Annotated in this window: 11 protein-coding genes; 6 read left to right on the top strand and 5 right to left on the bottom strand. The window is 72.7% G+C overall.

All coding sequences use genetic code 11. The features are described from left to right. Positions 1 to 95: 95 nt before the first annotated feature. Positions 96 to 2588 carry an immune inhibitor A domain-containing protein gene (locus OM076_RS12865; protein WP_270040362.1) on the top strand — a complete coding sequence of 831 codons (2493 nt, stop codon included), beginning with the start codon at positions 96 to 98 and terminating at the stop codon, positions 2586 to 2588. A gap of 132 nt (positions 2589 to 2720) precedes the next feature. On the opposite strand, the gene OM076_RS12860 is transcribed toward OM076_RS12865, so the two are convergent. Both OM076_RS12860 and OM076_RS46025 read right to left on the bottom strand, forming a co-directional pair. Next, positions 2721 to 3179: a hypothetical protein gene (locus OM076_RS12860; RefSeq protein WP_270040361.1), complete on the bottom strand. Its 459-nt coding sequence runs from the start codon at positions 3177 to 3179 to the stop codon at positions 2721 to 2723. Continuing rightward, positions 3176 to 3535: an SET domain-containing protein-lysine N-methyltransferase gene (locus OM076_RS46025; RefSeq protein WP_270040360.1), complete on the bottom strand. Its 360-nt coding sequence runs from the start codon at positions 3533 to 3535 to the stop codon at positions 3176 to 3178. Before OM076_RS46025 ends, OM076_RS12860 begins: the two co-directional genes overlap by 4 nt. 44 nt (positions 3536 to 3579) lie before the next feature. Between OM076_RS46025 and OM076_RS12850 the strand changes: the two genes are divergently transcribed. After that, positions 3580 to 4233 carry a potassium channel family protein gene (locus OM076_RS12850; RefSeq protein ID WP_270040358.1) on the top strand — a complete coding sequence of 218 codons (654 nt, stop codon included), beginning with the start codon at positions 3580 to 3582 and terminating at the stop codon, positions 4231 to 4233. On the opposite strand, the gene OM076_RS12845 is transcribed toward OM076_RS12850, so the two are convergent. Further along, complete coding sequence (locus OM076_RS12845) at positions 4230 to 4835, bottom strand: 4'-phosphopantetheinyl transferase family protein (RefSeq protein ID WP_270040357.1); 606 nt, start codon at positions 4833 to 4835, stop codon at positions 4230 to 4232. The two genes, OM076_RS12850 and OM076_RS12845, sit on opposite strands and share 4 nt — an antisense overlap. A gap of 162 nt (positions 4836 to 4997) precedes the next feature. Between OM076_RS12845 and OM076_RS12840 the strand changes: the two genes are divergently transcribed. Both OM076_RS12840 and OM076_RS12835 read left to right on the top strand, forming a co-directional pair. Continuing rightward, on the top strand, positions 4998 to 6545 hold the full coding sequence (locus OM076_RS12840; protein WP_270040356.1) for a hypothetical protein: 1548 nt from the start codon (positions 4998 to 5000) through the stop codon (positions 6543 to 6545). A gap of 3 nt (positions 6546 to 6548) precedes the next feature. Beyond that, positions 6549 to 8171, top strand: a complete 1623-nt coding sequence (locus tag OM076_RS12835; RefSeq protein ID WP_270040355.1) for a hypothetical protein — start codon at positions 6549 to 6551, stop codon at positions 8169 to 8171. Positions 8172 to 8175: 4 nt separating this feature from the next. On the opposite strand, the gene OM076_RS46020 is transcribed toward OM076_RS12835, so the two are convergent. Continuing rightward, positions 8176 to 8799 carry a (2Fe-2S)-binding protein gene (locus OM076_RS46020; RefSeq protein ID WP_270040353.1) on the bottom strand — a complete coding sequence of 208 codons (624 nt, stop codon included), beginning with the start codon at positions 8797 to 8799 and terminating at the stop codon, positions 8176 to 8178. Between the two features lie 34 nt (positions 8800 to 8833). Beyond that, complete coding sequence (locus OM076_RS12825) at positions 8834 to 9478, bottom strand: transglutaminase family protein (protein WP_270040352.1); 645 nt, start codon at positions 9476 to 9478, stop codon at positions 8834 to 8836. 280 nt (positions 9479 to 9758) lie between these two features. Between OM076_RS12825 and OM076_RS12820 the strand changes: the two genes are divergently transcribed. Both OM076_RS12820 and acpS read left to right on the top strand, forming a co-directional pair. Beyond that, the gene (locus tag OM076_RS12820; protein ID WP_270040351.1) at positions 9759 to 18968 is read left to right on the top strand and encodes a type I polyketide synthase; all 9210 of its coding nucleotides are present in this window, start codon (positions 9759 to 9761) and stop codon (positions 18966 to 18968) included. After that, positions 18965 to 19336, top strand: coding sequence for a holo-ACP synthase AcpS (gene acpS, locus OM076_RS12815; protein ID WP_270040350.1), 372 nt, complete (start codon positions 18965 to 18967; stop codon positions 19334 to 19336). The genes OM076_RS12820 and acpS overlap by 4 nt, the downstream gene beginning before the upstream one ends. Positions 19337 to 19358 lie beyond the last annotated feature (22 nt).

Here is a 19358-nt window from a genome sequence, read left to right as displayed (position 1 = left end):
GGGGCTGTATTGACCTCCCATGAGTTGTTACGTAACCATTCATGAGAGCGGTGGCACGAATGCCGCCGGGGGTCTAAGTAGGAGGGTCTGTACAAATGAGAGGTACTCGCGCCGCGGTCGCCGCGGCGTTGGTCGTTCTCGCCGCGCCGGCCGCCGCACTCGCGGCGGACACCGCGCCGGCGCCGATCGATCCGCAGAACTGGACGTGGCAGGACGAGCTGACGTGGAATGACTACAAGAAGCTCCCGGGGCCGGACTACTCCGATCCGAGCATCCAGCCGTCGGTGAAGAAGTGGAAGGTCGCGCTCGTCGTGACCGACTTCCCGGGCACGCCGTTCACGATCAGCCAGCCGCAGGGAAGCACCGTCTTCGGCACGCCCACCGCGGTGGCCCACGACATCCCGCGTGCACAGGTTCCCGCGTTCTACCGCGACTTCCTGAACACGCCGTCTGAGCTGAACCACTTCCAGACGATGAACCGGTACTGGATGGAGGACTCCTTCGGCAAGTACGGCGTGCAGCTGGACGCCTTCGGCCCGTACGAGCTCCCGGGCACGCAGTACCAGTACTTCCTTACCGACCAGGCGAGCGGCAACGGCACGGCGCACTGCCCGGTGCTCACGCCGGCCAAGCCGTGCAACAAGAACTTCCGCACCGATGCTCGCGCTGCCTGGCTGGCGGACGTCGGCGCGGCGAAGATCGCCGAGTACGACAACGTCTTCTACGTCTCCGCCGGTGAGGACGAGTCCTCGACCTGGCAGGAGTTCGGCGAGATGAAGTGGATGACGCAGGACCAGGTGCCGGACGCGTTCGGCCCCAAGGCCCTCGGCGACCTGACCCAGACCAACTGGGCGATCACCCGCTACGTCCCGTGGACGTCGTGGGTCTCGGCGGCCACCAACTGGCCGAACGCCTCGGGCAACACGTCGGTCGAGGGCGAGAGCTCCGGCATGTCGACCTACGCCCACGAGCTCTCGCACAACCTGTCGATCCCGGACAACTACGGCAACCCGTACGCCGTCGTCCAGCAGCGCGGGTTCACCGGCATGTGGGACATGATGAGCCGCGGCACGTTCAACGGCCCAGGCGGCCCGCACACGCGCTTCCAGATCCCGGCGACGCAGGGCGCGTCGCTCGGCTCGCAGCACAACATGCGCAACAAGCGCTTCCTGAACTTCGTCGGCGACGCCGACCTCGTGCGGCTGAACCGCAACGGCCTGGCGGCGTCGGGTCTCGCGGTGGCCGATGTCACCGCCCGCGAGGTCCCGCATGCGGCGGGCGACGTCGCCGGCGTTCGCGTGGAGCTCGACGGCACCGACGGCGACAAGTCCACGCCCTGCAACTACCAGACCGACTGGAAGTGCGACGGCGTGCGCCTGAACGGCACGACCGTCACCGGCAAGTACAACGCCTACACGATGGAAGTCGTGCAGCAGATCGGCTCGGACTCGTTCGATCCCGGCCACGGCGTGATCATCAACAAGGTCAAGAACTCCGCGTCCAGCTGCGGCGGCTCGAGCTGCTTCGCCTGGATGATCGACTCGCATCCCGACGACATCAACCACGTCGACTTCGTCAAGCCCGACGGCACGCCGAAGATCGCGACGCAGGGCGACGAGCGCCAGCTCAACGACGGCTCGTTCAACGCCGGCCTGGACTCGGGCTCCTCGTACGAGTGGACCGACCAGCAGAACCGCCTGCACTTCTACGTGGTCGACAAGACCACCGACGCGCAGGGCATCCTGCACTACAAGGTCGCCGTGAAGTCGCTGGACGGCGCCGGGCCGCAGACGCGTGGCGTGGCGCTGACGTCGGGCGGGTCGACCCAGGTCGCCGCCGGCCAGTGGTCGACGTGCACGTTCGGCCTCAAGAACACCGGCGCCGCTGCGGCGACCGATCCCGCCCTGCACCCGCAGGACGAGAGCGCGTTCCTGGAGAGCGACGTCTACCGCCTCGCGGCTTCGGCCACGGGCACCGGCTGGAGCGCGAAGATCCTCAACGCGCTCACCGCCGTGAAGTTCGGCGAGACGGTCAAGGTCCCGGTCTACGTCACGAAGGCGCTCAACGCCTCCGCGGCCGGCACGGTCACCCTGACGGCGACGTCGGAGAGCGACCCGGCCAAGACGCAGACCGCGGTCTGCGGGCTCAGCGACGGCGCCGTCGGCGGCTCCGTGCCGGCGACGCTGGCGCTGACGATGGGCACGCCCGCCTCGTTCGGCGCGTTCATCCCGGGCGTCGGCAAGGCCTACGCCGCCCAGACCACGGCCACCGTGATCTCCACGGCCGGCGACGCGACCCTCTCGGTCTCGGACCCGTCCGCCACCGCCACGGGCAAGCTCGTCAACGGCACGTTCGCTCTGAACCAGCCGCTGATGGCCCAGGGCTCCTCGCCCGCCGCGGGCCCCGCGGGCGCGTTCACCGCGATCGGCGGCTCGGCCGCTCCGACCAAGCTCGCGGGCTGGGTCAACCCGGTCGCCAACGACCCGGTGACGGTCGGCCTCCAGCAGACGATCCTGGCCAGCGAACCGCTGCGCACAGGCTCCTACGCCAAGGCGCTGACGTTCACCCTCTCCACCACCACGCCATAACCTAAAGCCCACCTAAGGGGTCTGGCCCCTTAGGTGGCGCTTAAGTTCCGAAGGGCCGGCCAGAGCGTCGGCCCTTCGCCATTTCGTACCTAAAGCGCAGCTAAGGGGCCAGACCCCTTAGGTTGGCGTTAACTAGCGGCCGAAGAGGCGGACGAAGCCGCGGGCGCGGCCCTGGAGGGCCTCGACGAGCGTGCGGACCTCGGCCAGGTCGGAGCGCAGTTCGCGGTCGCCGACCTCGACCGGGAGCATCGAGTCCTGCAGCTCGACGAGGGCGTTGTCGGCCTCGTCGATCGCCTCGCCGGCGCGCTCGAGGAACGCGCGGGCGCCCTGGGACGGCAGGCCGGGACTCGGCTGCGTGAAGGTGCGGCCCTGGAGTGAGTAGCGGGCGGCGAAGGAGGAGTGGGTGCGCTGCGCGCGGCCGTACGCGGTCTGCACACCGCGGAAGAGCTCGGCTTCCATGCGGTCGGCGGTGTTCTCGTCGAGCAGCTCGTAGGCGGCGCCGAGCACGGCGAGCGCGGTCGCGAGCTCCTCGATCGCGATCGCGAGGTCGTCGAGCAGTTGCTGCCGCGCCTCGGCAGTCACATAGGTCATGGGTCGGGCTCCAGGTTGCGCGTGGACCACCACTCCTCGCCGTAGTCGATGGTGAGCTCCTCGCCCGCCTCGACGTCCCGCAAGGTCACGAACGTGATCAGCCGAGGACCATCCTGGATGTACTCGCAGTTGGCCTCATAGGAGTGGTTGTAGAGCATGCCGTAGCCCAGCAGGAGGATGACCTCGTTCTCGTCCTCGGCCGAGCCGAACACGTAGTCGCCGAGCATGCCGCTGACGCTGTCGCCCGGGACTTCGAGCGTCGGACACGACTCCACCGCGTCGCCCTTCGCGAACGCGCGCGCCGCGTACACGCCCCGCCCGTGGCGACCTTCCTTGATCTCCAGGCCCTCTGACACGGACGAGGACCTTAGCCGCCGGGGCGACGTTTACGGTCTCGCACGTGCTGCGCGTCCTCAGAAACGAGCCGTCGGCGGTCCTGCTGACCGTCCAGTTGGCCGGTGTGCTGCTCTATCCGTTCATGGAGGGCAACGGCGGCGGTCGTGCGCTCTTCAGCGTCTTCGGCATCCTCGTGCTCGGCCTGGTGGTGCTGGCGGTGCGCGCCACGCCGGCGCTGACGTGGGTGGGGGTGTTGCTGGGCCTGCCGTCGACCGTGCTGCTGCTGATCGTCGCGGTGACCGGCGACGAGACGCTGATCCCGTACTCGTCCGCGTTCGAGGCCGTCCTGTACTTCTACGCCGCGGGTGCCCTGATCTCGTACATGCTCGCCGACCACCAGATCACGCGCGACGAGCTGTTCGCGGTCGGCGCGACCTTCACGCTGGTGGCATGGGGCTTCGCGCACGTGTACGTGGTGTGGCAGGCGATCGAGCCGCACAGCTTCATCGCGGCGATCGACCCGACCGGCGAACGGTCGTGGATGGAGCTGCTGTTCCTGAGCTTCACGACGCTCTCGAGCACGGGGTTGAGTGACGTCGTCCCCGTGGAGGCGTTCGCGCGCAGCCTGTGCATGATCGAGCAGATCGCCGGCGTGGCCTACATCGCCGTCGTCGTGTCACGCCTCGTGGCGCTGACGATCCCGAGGCCGCGCAGCTAGAGGTGGAGACGGTGCAGGGTGACCTCGGCGGTCGCGCCCTGGAGGGCGAGCGCGCCCACGTAGCCGTCCTGGAGTAAAAGATCTGACAGTGAAAAGTCGCCGGGCTGTTGGGTGTCGAACGACTCCGGGGCCCAGCCCAGTCCGCCGCCGCCGGCCTTGGCCAGCGCTTCCTTGCGGCACCAGATGCGCAGCAGCTCGGTGTGGCGGTCGTGTCCGTTCAGGGCGGCGTGCTCGGCCGGCGTGAGGGTGCGCTCGACCGCCCGCGAGCGGCGCGACGTGTGTTCGACGTCGATGCCGACCTCGGCGTGCTCGGTCAGCGCGATCACGGCCAGGTCGGCCGAGTGCGAGAGGTTGAAGCGCAGCGCAGAGCCGAGGATCTCGGGCTTTCCGTGTTCGGAGCTGGCGAGCTCGACGTCGCCGGGGTGTATGCCGAGCCGGCCCGCGAGCACGATCCGCAGCGCGGCGCGGGCCACGATCCAGCGGGGTGCGGCGGCGAGCCGCGAGGCGCGCTCGCGCTCCTCGTCGGACAGCATCGCTTCAAGGGAACGGACGAGTTCCGGGGGCTGGGAGAGCCCGGCCTGCCAGACCTCGACGGTTCGCACCATGTGGACGGTAGCTGTAATACACTCCTGCTGGTCATTGGCAAGGATGCTTGATAAGAGGGGAAGTACGCCTGGCACCGCGGGCGTCGACTCCTGTTCTGAACCCACATAGGGCCTTGTTCCAGGCCCCCGAAGTCGGAGCAGCGAATGAATCGACGCAGCATGCTCATCCCTGTCGCGGTCCTGGCCGCGATGGTCGCCGCGAGCCCGAGCACCGCCTCGGCGGATGGCAACGGCTGGTCCTGCATCAGCCCGTTCGCGAACTACACGAACCAGACGTACCCGAACGATCCGCCGGCCCCGAGTCACATCATCGACTCGCTGGCGATCTCGGTCACCCGCACCGACGCGTCGCCGCTGACGGCCGTGCCCGGCCAGCCGCTGGCGCTGCGCGACCTGCGGCTGACCGCCTCCTTCACCGACACGCGCCCGATCGAGCAGATGTACCGCCGCACGGGTGGCATCGGCGTCTCCTACCGCGGCATCCCGCGTGGGCAGGAAGAGGACACCTCGCGGACCTTCGCCCAGCGCGCGAACCCGGCCGACAACAACGTCCTCTACTGGTCGTACAACACGGCCGCTCAGGGGCAGCCGGCCGTCTACGTCTACACGGAGAAGGCCGCGTCCGGCCCGCCGCAGGTGCGGACCGCCGACCAGCCGAAGGACACGCCGGACTTCACGTACGCGACGCCGACGGTGTCACTCGCGCACCGTTACCTGTCACACACCGGCAACAGCCAGTTCCCGCTCGACGCCTGGGTCGCGGTCGCCGCGTCCAACACCGCCGAGGGCGTCCAGACGCTACCGGTCAAGGGCTACTGGTCGGTCAACGTCAAGGACGCTACACCGGGCTCACCGGAGACGCCCGCCGACTACACCAACGACACCGTCACCGTGACGGTGCAGGACGTCGTGCTCGACCTGCCGCGCACGAACTGGACGCCCACGGGAGCAGGCCCGGTCGAGTTCTCGATCGCGGGTCCCGGCGGCCTCGGCGTGATCCAGGTCGAGTCCAAGGGCTACGACCGCGTGGGCTACAACTCGCCGTTGAACATCCGCCCGTTCGGCAGCGTCTACATCCGCGCGCAGACGGAGTCCTACGGCTCAAGCAACGACTGCATCCCGGGTGGCATCTCGGTCGTCAACAGCGCGATCGCCGCCGGTCAGGCGGGGCTGCTGTTCGGGGACGCCGATCCCGTCAACGCCGATCCGGCGCTCGGCGATCCGGCCACGCCGGGGGCGTACACGACCGGCAGCGGCGCGCAGAAGGCGATCGGCACCCGCGGGCGCTTCGGCTTCTCGTTCACGCCGCTTCCCGCGATCGCGGTCGCCGCGCTGCCGCCGGTGGCGGTGCCGATCGCGCAGCCGGCGGCGAAGCCGGTCATCCTGGCATCGGGCACGACGGCGAAGCCGACGTCCGTGGGCAGCGTCACGCTGAAGCTGACCAATCCCAACGCGACCGCCTCGCGATACAAGCTCGCGGTCAAGACGGTTTCGAAGTACAAGGTCGGCAAGACCAAGAAGGTCGTGACCGTCGCCGCCGGCAGGACCGTCACGGTCAAGCCGGGCGCGACGAGCCTGAAGTTCTCGCTCTCCAAGACGGCGAAGACGCTGCTCAAGACGCGCAAGACGCTGAAGGTCAAGGTCACGCTGACGCCCGTGGGCGGCGGTTCTGCCGTGACGAAGACGCTCACGCTCAAGCGCGCCTAGCCGGTGCGCCGGGCCGTATCCCTGCTGCTGCTCACCGGCGCCCTCGCGGCGCCGGCGAGCAGCGCCGCGGCGTTCCCGGACGCGACGTTCGGGAACCAGTGCCAGTACAGCTACGACCGCTACTGGCGGCCGGTGCCGATGATCTTCGGCGGGACGTTGACCGACGGCGCCGGGAAGGAGCTCGCCTCAGGGACGCGGCTCGCGGTGGGGGACACGGTGCGCCTGCAGGGCGGCACCGTGTCCGCCGTGCTGCCGTCCTGGATCCTCCCGTTCGCCTACGACTCGGGGATGATCGGGCTGGGCGGCGGCGAGCTCCCGGTGCGCGGGTGGCTCGCGCTGGAAGCGACCAACACCGTCGAGGGCGTGGTGGCGCCGATCGCGTTGACCACGGTCGCGCGCACGCACGTGGAGGTGACGGCGTCCAACCAGGTCGACGAGGAACGCTCGTCGATCGTCGTGGTCCAGGCGCCCGTCCCGGCCCAGACGTGGACGGCAACCGGCGGCGAAGTGCAGGTCCGCCAAGCCGTCGGCGAGAGCCTGCCGCCGATCCCGGTCGGCCGTGATGGAGCGGATGTGCGCGTCCGCGGGTCGTTGTTCGTCGAGGCGTCGTTGAGTGGCGATCTCAAGCTGTTCATGGACTGCCTGCAGGGCGATCAGGTCGCGCAGGGCTCGAGCTTCACCGACACGCTGCCGGGCACGCTGGGCGTCTTCGCGGTGCCCGGGTGGGACGGTGTCGTCGACGGGACGCCGGTGACCGGGCCGGTGGACGCCGACGTGCTGCTCAGCCAGGCGCCGCCGCGGGCCGAGGTGGGTGAGGGGGCGTCGGTGAGCGGGGCGACGCTCCGTCTGCGGCTGACGGAGGCGCAGCGGACGGCCTGGCTCGGCGGCGCGACGAGCTTCCCCGTGACGGGAGCGGTCGTCGTCCACGGGGCGCGCAGCGACGAGGCGACGCAGTCGGTGCCGGTCTCGCGGACGATCACGGTTGGGTCGAGCGGGCCGGTGACGGTGTCACTGCCGCTGGAGGCCTCCACGTGGACGTCGACCGGCGCGGGCGGGATCGATCTGCGTTCGGACCGCGTGATCTCACTCGACGCGGCGGTGGGCGGCTCGACCCGCACGCTGACGCTCACACGGTTGGCGGCGGGCGATCCGTACCCGTTCGCGCGGTTGCTGCGGTCCGTGGCGCCGACGCCGATCGTGACGCCGGCGCCGACGGCCGGCGCGGTGCCGACTGCCGCCGCGGTCGTGCCGGTGGTTCCGGCCCCCGGGCCGGCTCCGGCTGCGGTTCCGAAGCCCGGTGTGGCATCGGTGCGTTCGACGAAGCTCAAGGTCGCGGCGCGGCGCGTGGGGGTGTCGCTGCGGTGCACGGGCGCGACCGCGTGTCGCGGGACGGTCCGGCTGCGGACGGCGGCGAAGGTCCGGGTCGGCAAGCGGGCCAAGCGGATCGTCACGCTTGCGGGGGCCGCGAAGTATTCGGTGCGGGCGGGAGCGACGGCGACCGTCCGGCTCACCCTCTCGCGGGACGGTCGCACGCTGCTGGCGGCGCATCGTTCGGTGCGCGTCAGCGTCGAGGTGAAGCCCTCGGGCGGCACCTCGGTGCGGCGAACGCTCACGCTGAAGCGATGAGGCGCTACCCGCCGCCGGCGACGAGCCGGCGGCGGGCCTCGTCGTCCAGCAGCGGGCACGAGAAGCACTTCACGTTCGCCGGCGTGCGGTAGTAGAGACAGCAGCCCTCGCGGACGTGCAGGAGCAGCTCGTGCGTGCCGAGGTCGAGCAGGCGCAGCTCGGCACGGTCGGCGAGCAGCTCGAACGCGCGCTCGGGCTGGTTGGAGAGCTGCGCGACCCAGGTGATCGCGGCGTCGTAGCGATCCTTCACGGCGCGTCGCAGCGCGGCCTCGGGGCGCTTGGTGTGCTCGTGGACGGCCTCGATCAGCGGCGCGAGGTGGGCGTCGATGGCGTGGTGCGGGTCGTTGCCGCCGCCGAGCGTCGCGTCGGTGCGGAGCAGCTTGAGCCCATTGCCCTCGGGGGGCTCGGGGCCGATCCAGACGAGGACGTTGGCGGCGCTGATGTCCGGGACCGGCGCGTGGTTGAGCTGCGCGGTCGCCACCGGCACGGCCAGCAGCCACGTGACCAGCTCGACCAGGCGCTGGCCCTGGATGTCGAGGCGATCGGTGCCGAAGGACGCACCGCAGGTGGCCAGCGCATCGTGCAGTCGCGGACCGGCGAGCTCGGCCGTCGTCGCCCAGCCGGTCACCGGCCTAGTGGCGTCGAGTCTCCGCTTCGGGACACTAGTTCAGGCGCGCGGTGACCCGGTTCAGGCGCCGCTCGGCCTCGTCCATGTCGTCGAAGGGCAGCGTGACCCGCATGCGCACGATCTGGAGCTCGCGGGTCAGGTCGCCCGCGCGTTCGTAGCGAGGCTGCAACAGGTCGAGCAGGCTCGCGGCGAGCTGGTGGCCGCACTGCCAGTGCATCGTCCCCAGCGCGTCGGCGTCCGTCAGGTGGCCCGTCGCCGGGTCGAGCACCAGCGGCGCGGTCAGGCGCTGGTGGGCCAGGAAGTGGCCGTGCGCCCCGGCGACGATGCCGAGTGGCAGGCCGGCGCGGCGGCCGACCTCCTGCAGGATGATCGCGATCAGGACCGGGTGGGCGTGACCGCGCTCGAGCGCCTTGTCGATCAGCAGCTCGTGCGGCCCGCCGTTGAGGCGAGCGGCCAGCACGGCGTTGGTCACGGCCTCGCCGAGGGCGCGCAGCTGCGCCTCGGCGCTGGTCTCGAGCTCGGCGTGGATCGCGGTGCCGAGGGCGGTCAGCCCGCGCTCGACCCGATCGCCGTCGAGCTCTCCCAGCTCCCACGCCAGTGACATCGCGAGCTCGGCGGGCGAGGGGCAGGTGACCGACGCGTGCAGCCGGAACGGCACGGCCGTGACCGGCCTGCGCACCGCTGTATCTCTGTCGCTGCTGCTCACGTCCCGACCTCCGCAGAGCCAAGTTCGAAGTTCCCCGGGCCTCTCGGATGAGAGCGCCTCTTAGGGGACCCTAACAAATTCCGACGCCGAGAATCGGATTACGCTTCAATGTGCCCGACAAGCGACTTGGCGGCTAGTGCCAAGTCCCCTTGATGATGATCGTTTAATGGCCTTAATCGCAAGCCCACACACCAGATCCGCTTCTCCGGCCTCGCTGGCCGGGCGTCTCGCCGCGGGCGAAGGACGCGCCGTCGTGACCTTCGCGGGCCAGGGCGTGGACGTGCTGGACGAGCTCGCCGCGCTCGTCGCGCAGCGGCCGGAGCTCGCCTCCGGCGTCGCGCTGGGAACCGAGGTGCTGACGCGGGTGGCCGCGTCGGAGCTCGCGCTGGCATCCGGCGCCTACCGGCACGGCGTCGACGTCGGTGCGTGGGTGATGGACCCTGACGGCGCGCCGCCGGCGACGTACCTCCGCGGCGCGGCGGTGGCGTACCCGCTCTCGCTGCTGGCGCAGGCGCTGCTGTGGCGGGCGTTGTGGGCCGACGCGCTAGGCGAGGTGATCCGCGCGGGCTCGGTGGTCGCCTTCGCCGGGCACTCGCAGGGCTTGCTGGCGGCCTCGTTGGTCGCCGAGGCGCCTTTCGGGGAGGTCTCCGACGCGCTCCTGGCCCGCCACTTGGAACGCGCCGCGGTCCAAGGGCTGTTCATGTCGCGGGCGGCCTGCGGGCGCTCGCCGATGGCGGCGATCTCCGGCGTGCCGGTGGCGCGCGTCGAGGCGGTGCTCGCCGAGGTGAACGCCGAGCTCGCGCCCGCGGTGGCGGCCATCCCCGCGGTGTCGTCGCCCGCCGACGTTTCGCCGGCGCTTGCGCCCGCGACGGCGGCCGGCGGCGTGCGGCCGGGGTCCGCGGTCGTGTCACGCGCCACCGTCGCGCTCGTCAACACGCCGACCCGCATCGTCGTCGCCGGCCCGCCCGCGATCCTCGACCTGCTGCGCGGCCGGCTCTCCGAGATCGCCCGGAGCGAGACCGCGGAGCGGCGGGATGGGCGGCGGGGCGGCTCACCGTTGCGCTTCGAGTGGTCGGAGGTGGGCGTCGACGTGCCGTTCCACTCGCCCGCGCTCGCGGAGCCCTTGGCGGCGTTCGAGGCGTGGGCGGGGTCGGAGCAGGCGTCCAGCTGGGCGCCGGTCCTCGGCGTCGTCGGTGACGTCGCCCGCTCGCAGTTCGTGGAGCCGGTGCGCTGGGACGCGGTTGCACGGTCGATCGCGGAGTCCGGCGCCGACTGGGTGCTGGACCTCGGCCCAGGGACCGCCGTCGCGCGGCTGACGGCCGAGAACCTGCGCGGGACGGGCGTGCGGGTGCTGGCGCTCGCGTCGCCGGAGGGCCGGCGGGTGCTGACGGCGCCGGGCGCCGCTCCGGCCGAGCGCGATGTCACCTACGCGGATCTCGCTCCCCAGGTCGTCTCGCTGCCGGACGGCCGGCGGCACCTGGACACCCGCTACACGCGGTTGACCGGTCGTCCGCCGGTGATCCTCGCCGGGATGACGCCCACGACGGTCGACGCGCCGATCGTCGCCGCGGCCGCCAACGCGGGCTACATGGCCGAGCTCGCGGGCGGCGGGCAGCCGGACCAGCGCACGTTCGAGCTGCGCGTCGAAGAGCTGGCGTCGCTGCTGGAGCCGGGCCGGGAGGTCGTGTTCAACACGCTGCTGCTCGACCGCCATCTATGGGAGCTGCACGTCTCGCGCAAGGCGCTGCTGTTCGGTGCGCGGCGCGCGGGTGCGCCGCTCGCCGGGCTGACCGTGTCCGCCGGCATCCCGGACGTCGACGAGGCGATCGCGCTGCTGGACCGGCTCGCGGCCGAGGGCATGCGCCTCAACGCGTTCAAGCCCGGAACGGTCGAGCAGGTCCGGCGGGTGCTGGCGATCGCCGACGCCGCGCCACACCACACGATCGCGGCCCACATCGAGGGCGGGCGCGCGGGCGGCCACCACTCGTGGGAGGACCTCGAGGAGCTCCTGCTGGAGACCTACCACGAGCTGCGCCGGCGGCCGAACGTGCTGGTCTGCGCGGGGGGTGGCATCGGGACGCCCGCGCGTGCCGCCGACCTGCTGACGGGGTCGTGGGCGCTGGCGCACGGTGCGTTGGCGATGCCGGTCGACGCCGTGCTGATCGGCACGGCCGCGATGGCGGTGGCGGAGTCGGCGGCGTCGCCACAGGTCAAGGCGGCGCTGGTGGCGGCGTCGGGTTCCGGCTCGTGGGTGCCGCGGGGCGGGGCTTCCGGCGGTGTCACCTCGGCCCGGAGCAACCTCAACGCGGACATCCACCTGCTCGACAACGCGGCGTCGCGGGCGGGGCATCTGCTCGAGTCGGTGGCGGGCGACGAGGCGGCGGTGGCCGCTCGCCGCGACGAGATCATCGCCGCGCTGGCGCGCACCGCCAAGCCGTACATCGGCAATCTGGCGGAGCTGACGTATCTCGAGCTGCTCTCGCGGTTCACGGCGCGCTGTGCGACGGGCCGCTTCGGCCGCTACGACGACGGCGCGTGGGGACACACGAGCTGGCGCGCGCGGGCTGTGGCGCTGTACGAGCGATTCGCCGCGCGCTTGGACGCTGCCGAATCGGGTCCGTTGGCCGTCGCGTTCGATCTCGACGACCCCGCGCTCGCCCTGGAGCGGTTTGCGGCGTCCTATCCGGCGGCGGCGACCACGTTGTTGCACCCCGCCGATGCGCAGTTCTTCCTCGAGGTGTGCGACCGGCCGGGAAAGCCCGTGCCGTTCGTCCCGGTCCTGGACGGCGAGGTACGCCGCTGGTACATGGCCGACAGCCTGTGGCAGGCCCAGGACGACCGCCTCTCCGCGGACGCGGTCTTCGTCATCCCCGGCCCGGAGGCGGTGGCGGGCATCACCCGCGCCGACGAGCCGGTCGCGGACCTGCTCGCGCGCTTCGAAGCCGAGGCGATCTCGCGCGTTGCCTCACCCGCGGTGGAGCGGGAGCGGCTGGCCGCCCCGGGGCCCGCACCGGAGCCGCTCGCCGCCCTCACGGCCGGGCACGGACCGATCGCGGCGTTGTGCGCGGCGCAGTGCGTCGTCTCCTCCGACGGCCGCACCCACCCGAACCCGCTCTGGCGACTGCTCGCCCCGGGGGACACCATCACCCACCACGCCGGGACGGTGACGGTCCGCCCGTCCTCCGCGACGATCGAGAGCGTCACCCTCCGCGCCGACGGCGAAGACGCCCTCGTCATCGTCGACACCGCCACCACCGACCCGCTCGTCCTCCGCTACCGCCCAGGCATGCATACCACGCGTATACCGGGGTCTGACCCCGGTATACCGGATGCATACCAGGTGCATACCGCAGGTACACAGGGGTCTGACCCCGGTATGCCGGGTGGATACGACTTGGATGCAAGGGGTGCGGTGCGGGAGGCCGTCGTCGAGGTGGGTGGGGACGCTGCGCGGGCCGCGTTCGCCGCCGGCGCCCTCTCGGGTGAGCGTCCCGCGGCGGTCGACGACCCGCTGCGGGGGCTGCGTGCTCCGTGGGCGTGCCCGCCCGGGCTGGCCGGGTCGTATCGCGCGGCGACGGGTGCCGCGCACGACGGGGTGCCGGTCGACGTCGCGCTCACGCTGGCGTGGCCCGCGTTGTCCGCGCTGCTCGCGTACCCCGCGCTGGCAGCGCGGCTGCCGGAGCTCGTGCACGCCGCGCACGCGGTTCGTCCCGGCGCGGCGTGGCCGCCGCTCGCCGGCGAGCGCGGGGTCACGGAGGCTCGGCTGGTGGAGCTGGCCGACCCCGAGGGTGCGCCGACCCGCCTGCGCTGCCACGCGCGGCTGACATCGGCACGGGGTGTCATCGCCGAGGTCGAGGCCGAGCTGGCGATCCTCGGCGATGCGGCCGCGACGGCCTTCGCGCTCCGCCGGCGCGACGTCCACGACCTCACGCTCAGGCTCGCGGAAGCGGGTGACGCCGACTTCCTCGCCGCGCAGGCGTGGCTCCAGCTGACCCGCGAGCTCAGCGCCGGTGACGTGCTGCGCGTGCGCGCCGAGACGACGCTCGAGCTCCCGCACGGCGGCGCGCCCGTCTGGGCGGCGAGCGGGACGGTCGCGGACTCGACCGGCGTGATCGGCACGGTCACGGCCGACAGCGACGCCACGTCAGCGGCCTCGCGCGCGGCGGCGGTGGAGATCGGTGGCGCCGGTGGGGGCGCGTCCGTGGCGTCGCGTGCCGGCGTTGCGGAGGCCACGCCCGCGGACCCCGTCACCGCCGCGCTCGCGCTGCTCGCCCCCGCCGCGCCTGAGCGCCATCCCCGTCCCGCGAAGACGCTCGCGGAGGCGGAGGACTCGGCGCCCGCCTCGATGGAGGCGTTCGCGCGGGTGGGCGGGGATCGCAACCCGCTGCACCGCTCCGTCCTCGCCGCGCGGATGGCGGGCCTGAAGCGCCCGATCGTGCACGGCGCGTGGACCGCCGCGCGCGCGTCGGCGTTCGTCATCGACGCGCTGTGCGGCGGCGATGCCACACTCCTGCGCGAGTGGCGTGTCACGTTCCTGGCACCGGTCGCGCTGGGGGCGCTGCTCGACTTCGAGGCGACCCGCATCGCCGTCGTCGACGGGTGCCGCGTGGTGCAGGTGCGCGTGCGGGTGGGGGAGACGGACGTCGCGCTCGGCGAGGCGGTCCTCGCTCCGCTCCCGACCGCGCTCGTCTTCCCCGGCCAGGGCATCCAGCGCCAGGGCCTCGGCGCCGACGGCCGCTCACGCTCGCGCGCCGCCCGAGCGGTCTGGGAGCGCGCCGACGCGCACACGCGCGCCGCGCTGGGCTTCTCGTTGCTGGACGTCGTCGACCGCAACCCGCGCGAGCTGCGGCTGGCCGACGGGCGCGTGCTGCGCCATCCCGGCGGCGTGCTCTTCCGGACCGAGCTCACCCAGCCCGCGCTCGTCGCCCTCGCCGCGGCGCAGCTCGCCGAGCTGCGGGCCGAAGGGGCGATCGGTGACGCCTTCGTCGCGGCCGGGCACAGCGTGGGGGAGTTCGCCGCGCTGCACGCGCTCGGGGCGCTCCGTCTCGAGGACGCGCTGACGCTCGTCCATCGCCGCGGCGAGGCGATGCAGGCCCACGTCCCGCGTGACGCGGACGGCGCCTCGCCCTACCGGCTCGCCGTCGTCGACCCGGCGGGCGCTGACATCGAGCAGCTCGTCGCCGACGATCAGGTCGAGATCGTCAATCACAACGCGACCGGACGCCAGTACGCGGTGGCGGGTACCGCGCAGGCGATCGCGGGGCTCGAGCAGCGGCTCGGCACGCGCGCCGTGCGGGTCCTGCCCGGGATCGACGTGCCGTTTCACTCATCCGTGCTGCGCGCCGCGATCGAGGCGTTCCGCGTGCATCTGGAGGCGGTGGCGATCGATGTCACACGCATCCCGGGGCGCTGGGTGCCGAACCTGACCGGCCGGCCGTTCGCCGCCGGCGACTCGGTGGTCGACCTGCTCGCGCACCAGCTCGCTTCCCCCGTGCGCTGGATCGAGACCCAGCAGGCCCTCGCCGCCCGCCGGCTGATCGAGGTCGCGCCCGCGCACGCCGACGTCCTGACGGGGCTGGCGCGGATCACCCTGGCCGGCCGTGACATCGAGCTGCTGCACGCCGAGCGCGATCGCGACCTCGTGCTCGATCGCGACGAGCCTGTGCGAGCGGAGGTGTCCGCCCCGGTGGCGGTGCCCACCGGGGCGGACACGTCCGCTCGCACATCGGTGCCGGAGGATACGCGCGATCACCCGCTCGACGCGGGCGACGCGCTTCAGCTGGTGCTCGCGCTGCAGGCGCGGGTGCGCGTCGACCAGCTCGACCCCTCCGAGACGCTCGACGAGCTCTTCCAGGGCGTGTCCTCGCGGCGCAACCAGGCCCTGATCGACCTGGGACGGGAGTTCGGGCTCTCCGGCGCCGAGGGCGTCCAACGCCACACGATCGGCGAGCTCGGCGGGACGCTGCGCGAGCAGGGCGCCGCCTATCGCTTCCCGGGCGCGTACCTGCGCGAGGCGCTGGCGGCGGGTCTCGCCCGGGCGGGTGTGGGGCGGGCGGACACCACGGCCAAGCTCCGGCTGGCGCCGGGCTTGACCGAGCAGGTGCTCGCCCGCCTCGCGCTCGACACCCGCCCGGGCCCGTCGGCGCGCGGGGGAGAACTGGCCCGGTTGCGCGCCGGCGACCGCCTGCTCGAGCGCGCTGTGGAGCTGACGGCCAACGACCTCGGGATCACGCTCAAGCCGGCGCGCGAGGCCGAGCCGGCGGCCGCGCCGGTGCTGACCGGCGAGGCGGGCGCGCAGCTCCAGGACGCGCTGCTGGACTCCGCCCGCGCCTTGGCCGACGGGTTGGGTCGCCCGTTCGACGATCACGGCACGCCGCTGCACACGTCCGATGACGACCGCGAGCGCCTGGCGATCCTCGATGCCGAGCTCGGCGCGTCGCGCGCGACGGAGATCGCCCCGCGCTTCGACGCCCGCCGCCACGTCCGCTTCACCTCGGCGTGGGCCAGCGCGCGCTGGGACCTCGTCACCGCCTACCACGACGCGCTCGCCGGCCGCCTCGACTCGACGGCGCTGACCGACGAGGTGGACCGTCTCGCCGCCCACGCGGCCGAGGCGCCGGTCGCGACGACGGCGGCCTGGCTCGCGGCGAGAGCGGGCGCGGCGGGCCGGGAGGACATCGCGCGAGCGTTGCGCCGGCTCACCAGCGCGGCGGGGTCCGCGGTCGAGATCACGCCTGACTTCCGCCACGAGACCGCGCTCGTGACCGGGGCGTCGCCCGGCTCGATCGCGGCCGGGATCGTCAGGCGCCTGCTGCGCGGGGGAGCGAAGGTCGTCGTCACGACCTCGCATGACACGTCCGACCGGCGGCGGTTCTACCGCGACCTCTACCGCACGGCGGCCGGCGCCGGAGCCGAGTTGCACGTCGTGCCGGCCAACCTCGCCTCCTTCGCTGACATCGACAGCCTCGTCAACTGGCTCCAGGCGCCCGGCGGCGGACGGCAGGGGCGCGACGACCTGCGCCTCGATCCGTTCACGCCGACGTTGCTCGCGCCGTTCGCCGCGATGCCGACCGTGGGCGACGCGAATGAAGCCGGGGCGCAGTTCGAGACCGCGTTCCGGCTGCAGCTGCTCGGCGTCCAGCGGTTGATCGGCGCGTTCCAGACGCCGCGGACGGTGCTGCTCCCGCTGTCGCCGAACCACGGGTCCTTCGGCGGGGACGGGCCGTACGGCGAGACCAAGGCGGCACTCGAGGTGCTCGTTCGCCGCGCGCGCACCGAGGCCTGGGGCAAGGACGCGACGATCATCGCGCCCCGCATCGGGTGGGTGCGCGGCACCGGGCTGATGGGCGCCAACGACGCGCTGGCGCCGCTGGTCGAGGAGCGGCTCGGCGTGCGCACGTTCGGCGCCGACGAGATGGGCGGGCTTCTCGCCGGCCTGCTCGAGCACCCGGAGAGCGACCTCGACGGCGGCCTCGCCGGCATCGCGGACCTCCGCGCGGCGCTCGAACCGCTCGCCGACGAGCTGCGCGCCCGGGCGGCCCGCAACGCGCGGCGCCACCGGCTCGAAGGCGCCGCCGCCGCGCCCGCGGACGTCATCGAGGCGCTCCCCAGCCCGGGCACCGACATGGCGCCGCGAACGCCGGCGTACCTCCCTGAGCATGCGCTCAAGCCCGAGGACCTCGTGGTCATCGTCGGCACCGGGGAGCTCGGACCGGGTGGCACGGGGCGCACCCGCTTCGCGCTCGAGCTCGGCGAGCTGGACTCGCCCGGCGTCGTGGCCGAGCTGGCCTGGCTGACCGGGCTCGTGAACTACGAGGTCGAGCACTATCGCGGCCGCTGGATCGACGCCGCGACCAACCAAGAAGTCCCTGAGCACGCGATCGCGGAGCGCTACGCACAGCAGGTCGCGGAGCGAGTGGGCGTCCGCGCCCTGCACAGCGATGGCGCGATCGACGAGCAGGGGCACACCGTGCTCGCCCCGGTGACGCTCGAGAAGCCGCTCACCTTCGAGGTCGAGACCGAGGAGGAAGCGCGCGCCTTCCCGCACGCCCGCCGCCACGGCGACCGCTACCTCGTCACGCAACCGGCGGGAACGCAGATCCGCGTACCGAAGCTCGTGGCCCATACCCGCAAGGTCGCCGGGCAGCTTCCGCGGGGCCTCGATCTCGCCCGCTTCGGCGTCCCCGCCGACCTGATCGCGACCGCCGATCGCATGGCGCTCGTGAACCTCGCGTGCACCGTCGAGGCGTTCGCCGATGCCGGCCTGACCCCGGACGAGCTGCTCGGCGCGGTCCACCCCGCCAAGGTCGCCAACACGCAGGGCGCCGGAATGGGTGGCATGGCCTCGCTGCGGCGGCTGCTGCTCGACCATCTGCTCGCCGAGCCACGCCAGAACGACCGCGTGCAGGAGTCGCTGGGCAACGTCGTCGCCGCCCACGCGGTCCAGACCTACCTCGGCTCCTACGGCCCGATGATCCACCCCGTCGGCGCCTGCGCGACCGCGGCGGTGTCACTCGAAGTCGCCCATGACAAGATCCGCGGCGGCGGTGCGCTCGCCGTCCTCGCCGGTGGCTTCGACGACCTCACCCCCGAGGGCATGCTCGGCTTCGCGGACATGGGCGCGACCGCGAGCAGCGAAGCACTGGAGGCGCTGGGTCTCGAACCGCACGAGGCGTCGCGCGCCAACGACGTCAGGCGAGCGGGCTTCGTCGAGGCCCAGGGGGGAGGAGCGCAGCTCGTCGTGCGCGGCGACGTCGCGCTCGCGCTCGGCCTCCCGGTGCGCGGCGTGCTCGCCTTCGCGGGCAGCTTCGCCGACGGCCTGCACGCCTCGATCCCGGCCGCGGGGATGGGCGCGCTCGCCGCCGCGCCGACGCTGAAGACCGCCCTCCAACGCCACGGCCTGAATGCCGATGACATCGCCGTCGTCTCCAAGCACGACACGTCGACCGAGATGAACGACCCCGCGGAGGCCGACCTCCACGAGCGCCTGCAGGACGCGCTCGGCCGCACCCCGGGCAACCCGCTGCTCGTCGTGTCACAGAAGACGGTGACCGGCCACGCGAAGGGCGGCGCCGCCGCCTGGCAGCTCGACGGCGTGCTGCGGATGCTCGAGACCGGCATCGTGCCCGGCAACCGCAACCTCGAATCCGTCGACCCGCTGGAGCGCGACAACGCCCATCTCGCGCTCGGCGACCGCCCGATCCGCCTCGCCGAGCCGCTGAAGGCCGCGCTGATCACCTCGCTCGGCTTCGGTCATGTCTCCGCGGTGCTCGCGATCGCCCATCCGGACACGTTCCTGGCCGCGCTCGAGGACCCGGACGACTACCTGCAGCGAGCCGCCCGCCGCCGCGCCAAGGGCGTCCAGCGCCGCCTGAACACCCAGCTCGGCCGCCCACCGGTCGTCCGCCGCCCCAACCCGCCGCGCGGCCGCGACGACGAGGCAGAAATGCTCCTCCGCCCGTGATTGGCGTCGATCTGGTCGACGTCCCCGGCTTCGCGGAGCAACTCGACGACACCGCCAGCGGCTTCGTCGAGCACACCTTCACGGCGCAGGAGCGGCGCACCGCGAAGGGCGACCCGCGACGGCTGGCGGCGCGCTTCGCGGCCAAGGAGGCCTTCGTCAAGGCGTGGTCGGGATCGAGAAGGGGGCAGCCGCCGCTGCTGGCGCAGATCGACCTGCGACACATCGAGGTCGTCGACGACGGCTACGGTCGCCCCGGCCTGCGGCTGCACGGCCCGGTCGCGGACGCGGTCGGCCCGGTCGTGACGCACCTGAGCTTGAGCCATGACGGTCACGCGGCGATCGCGTTCGTCATCCTCGAGCGAGCGTGACCTTCTCGGCACCGAACGCACC

It is taken from the genome of Solirubrobacter ginsenosidimutans (assembly GCF_027587205.1).
The sequence above is the reverse complement of the archived record's forward strand: the minus strand, read 5'-3'. Positions and strand labels throughout refer to the sequence as shown.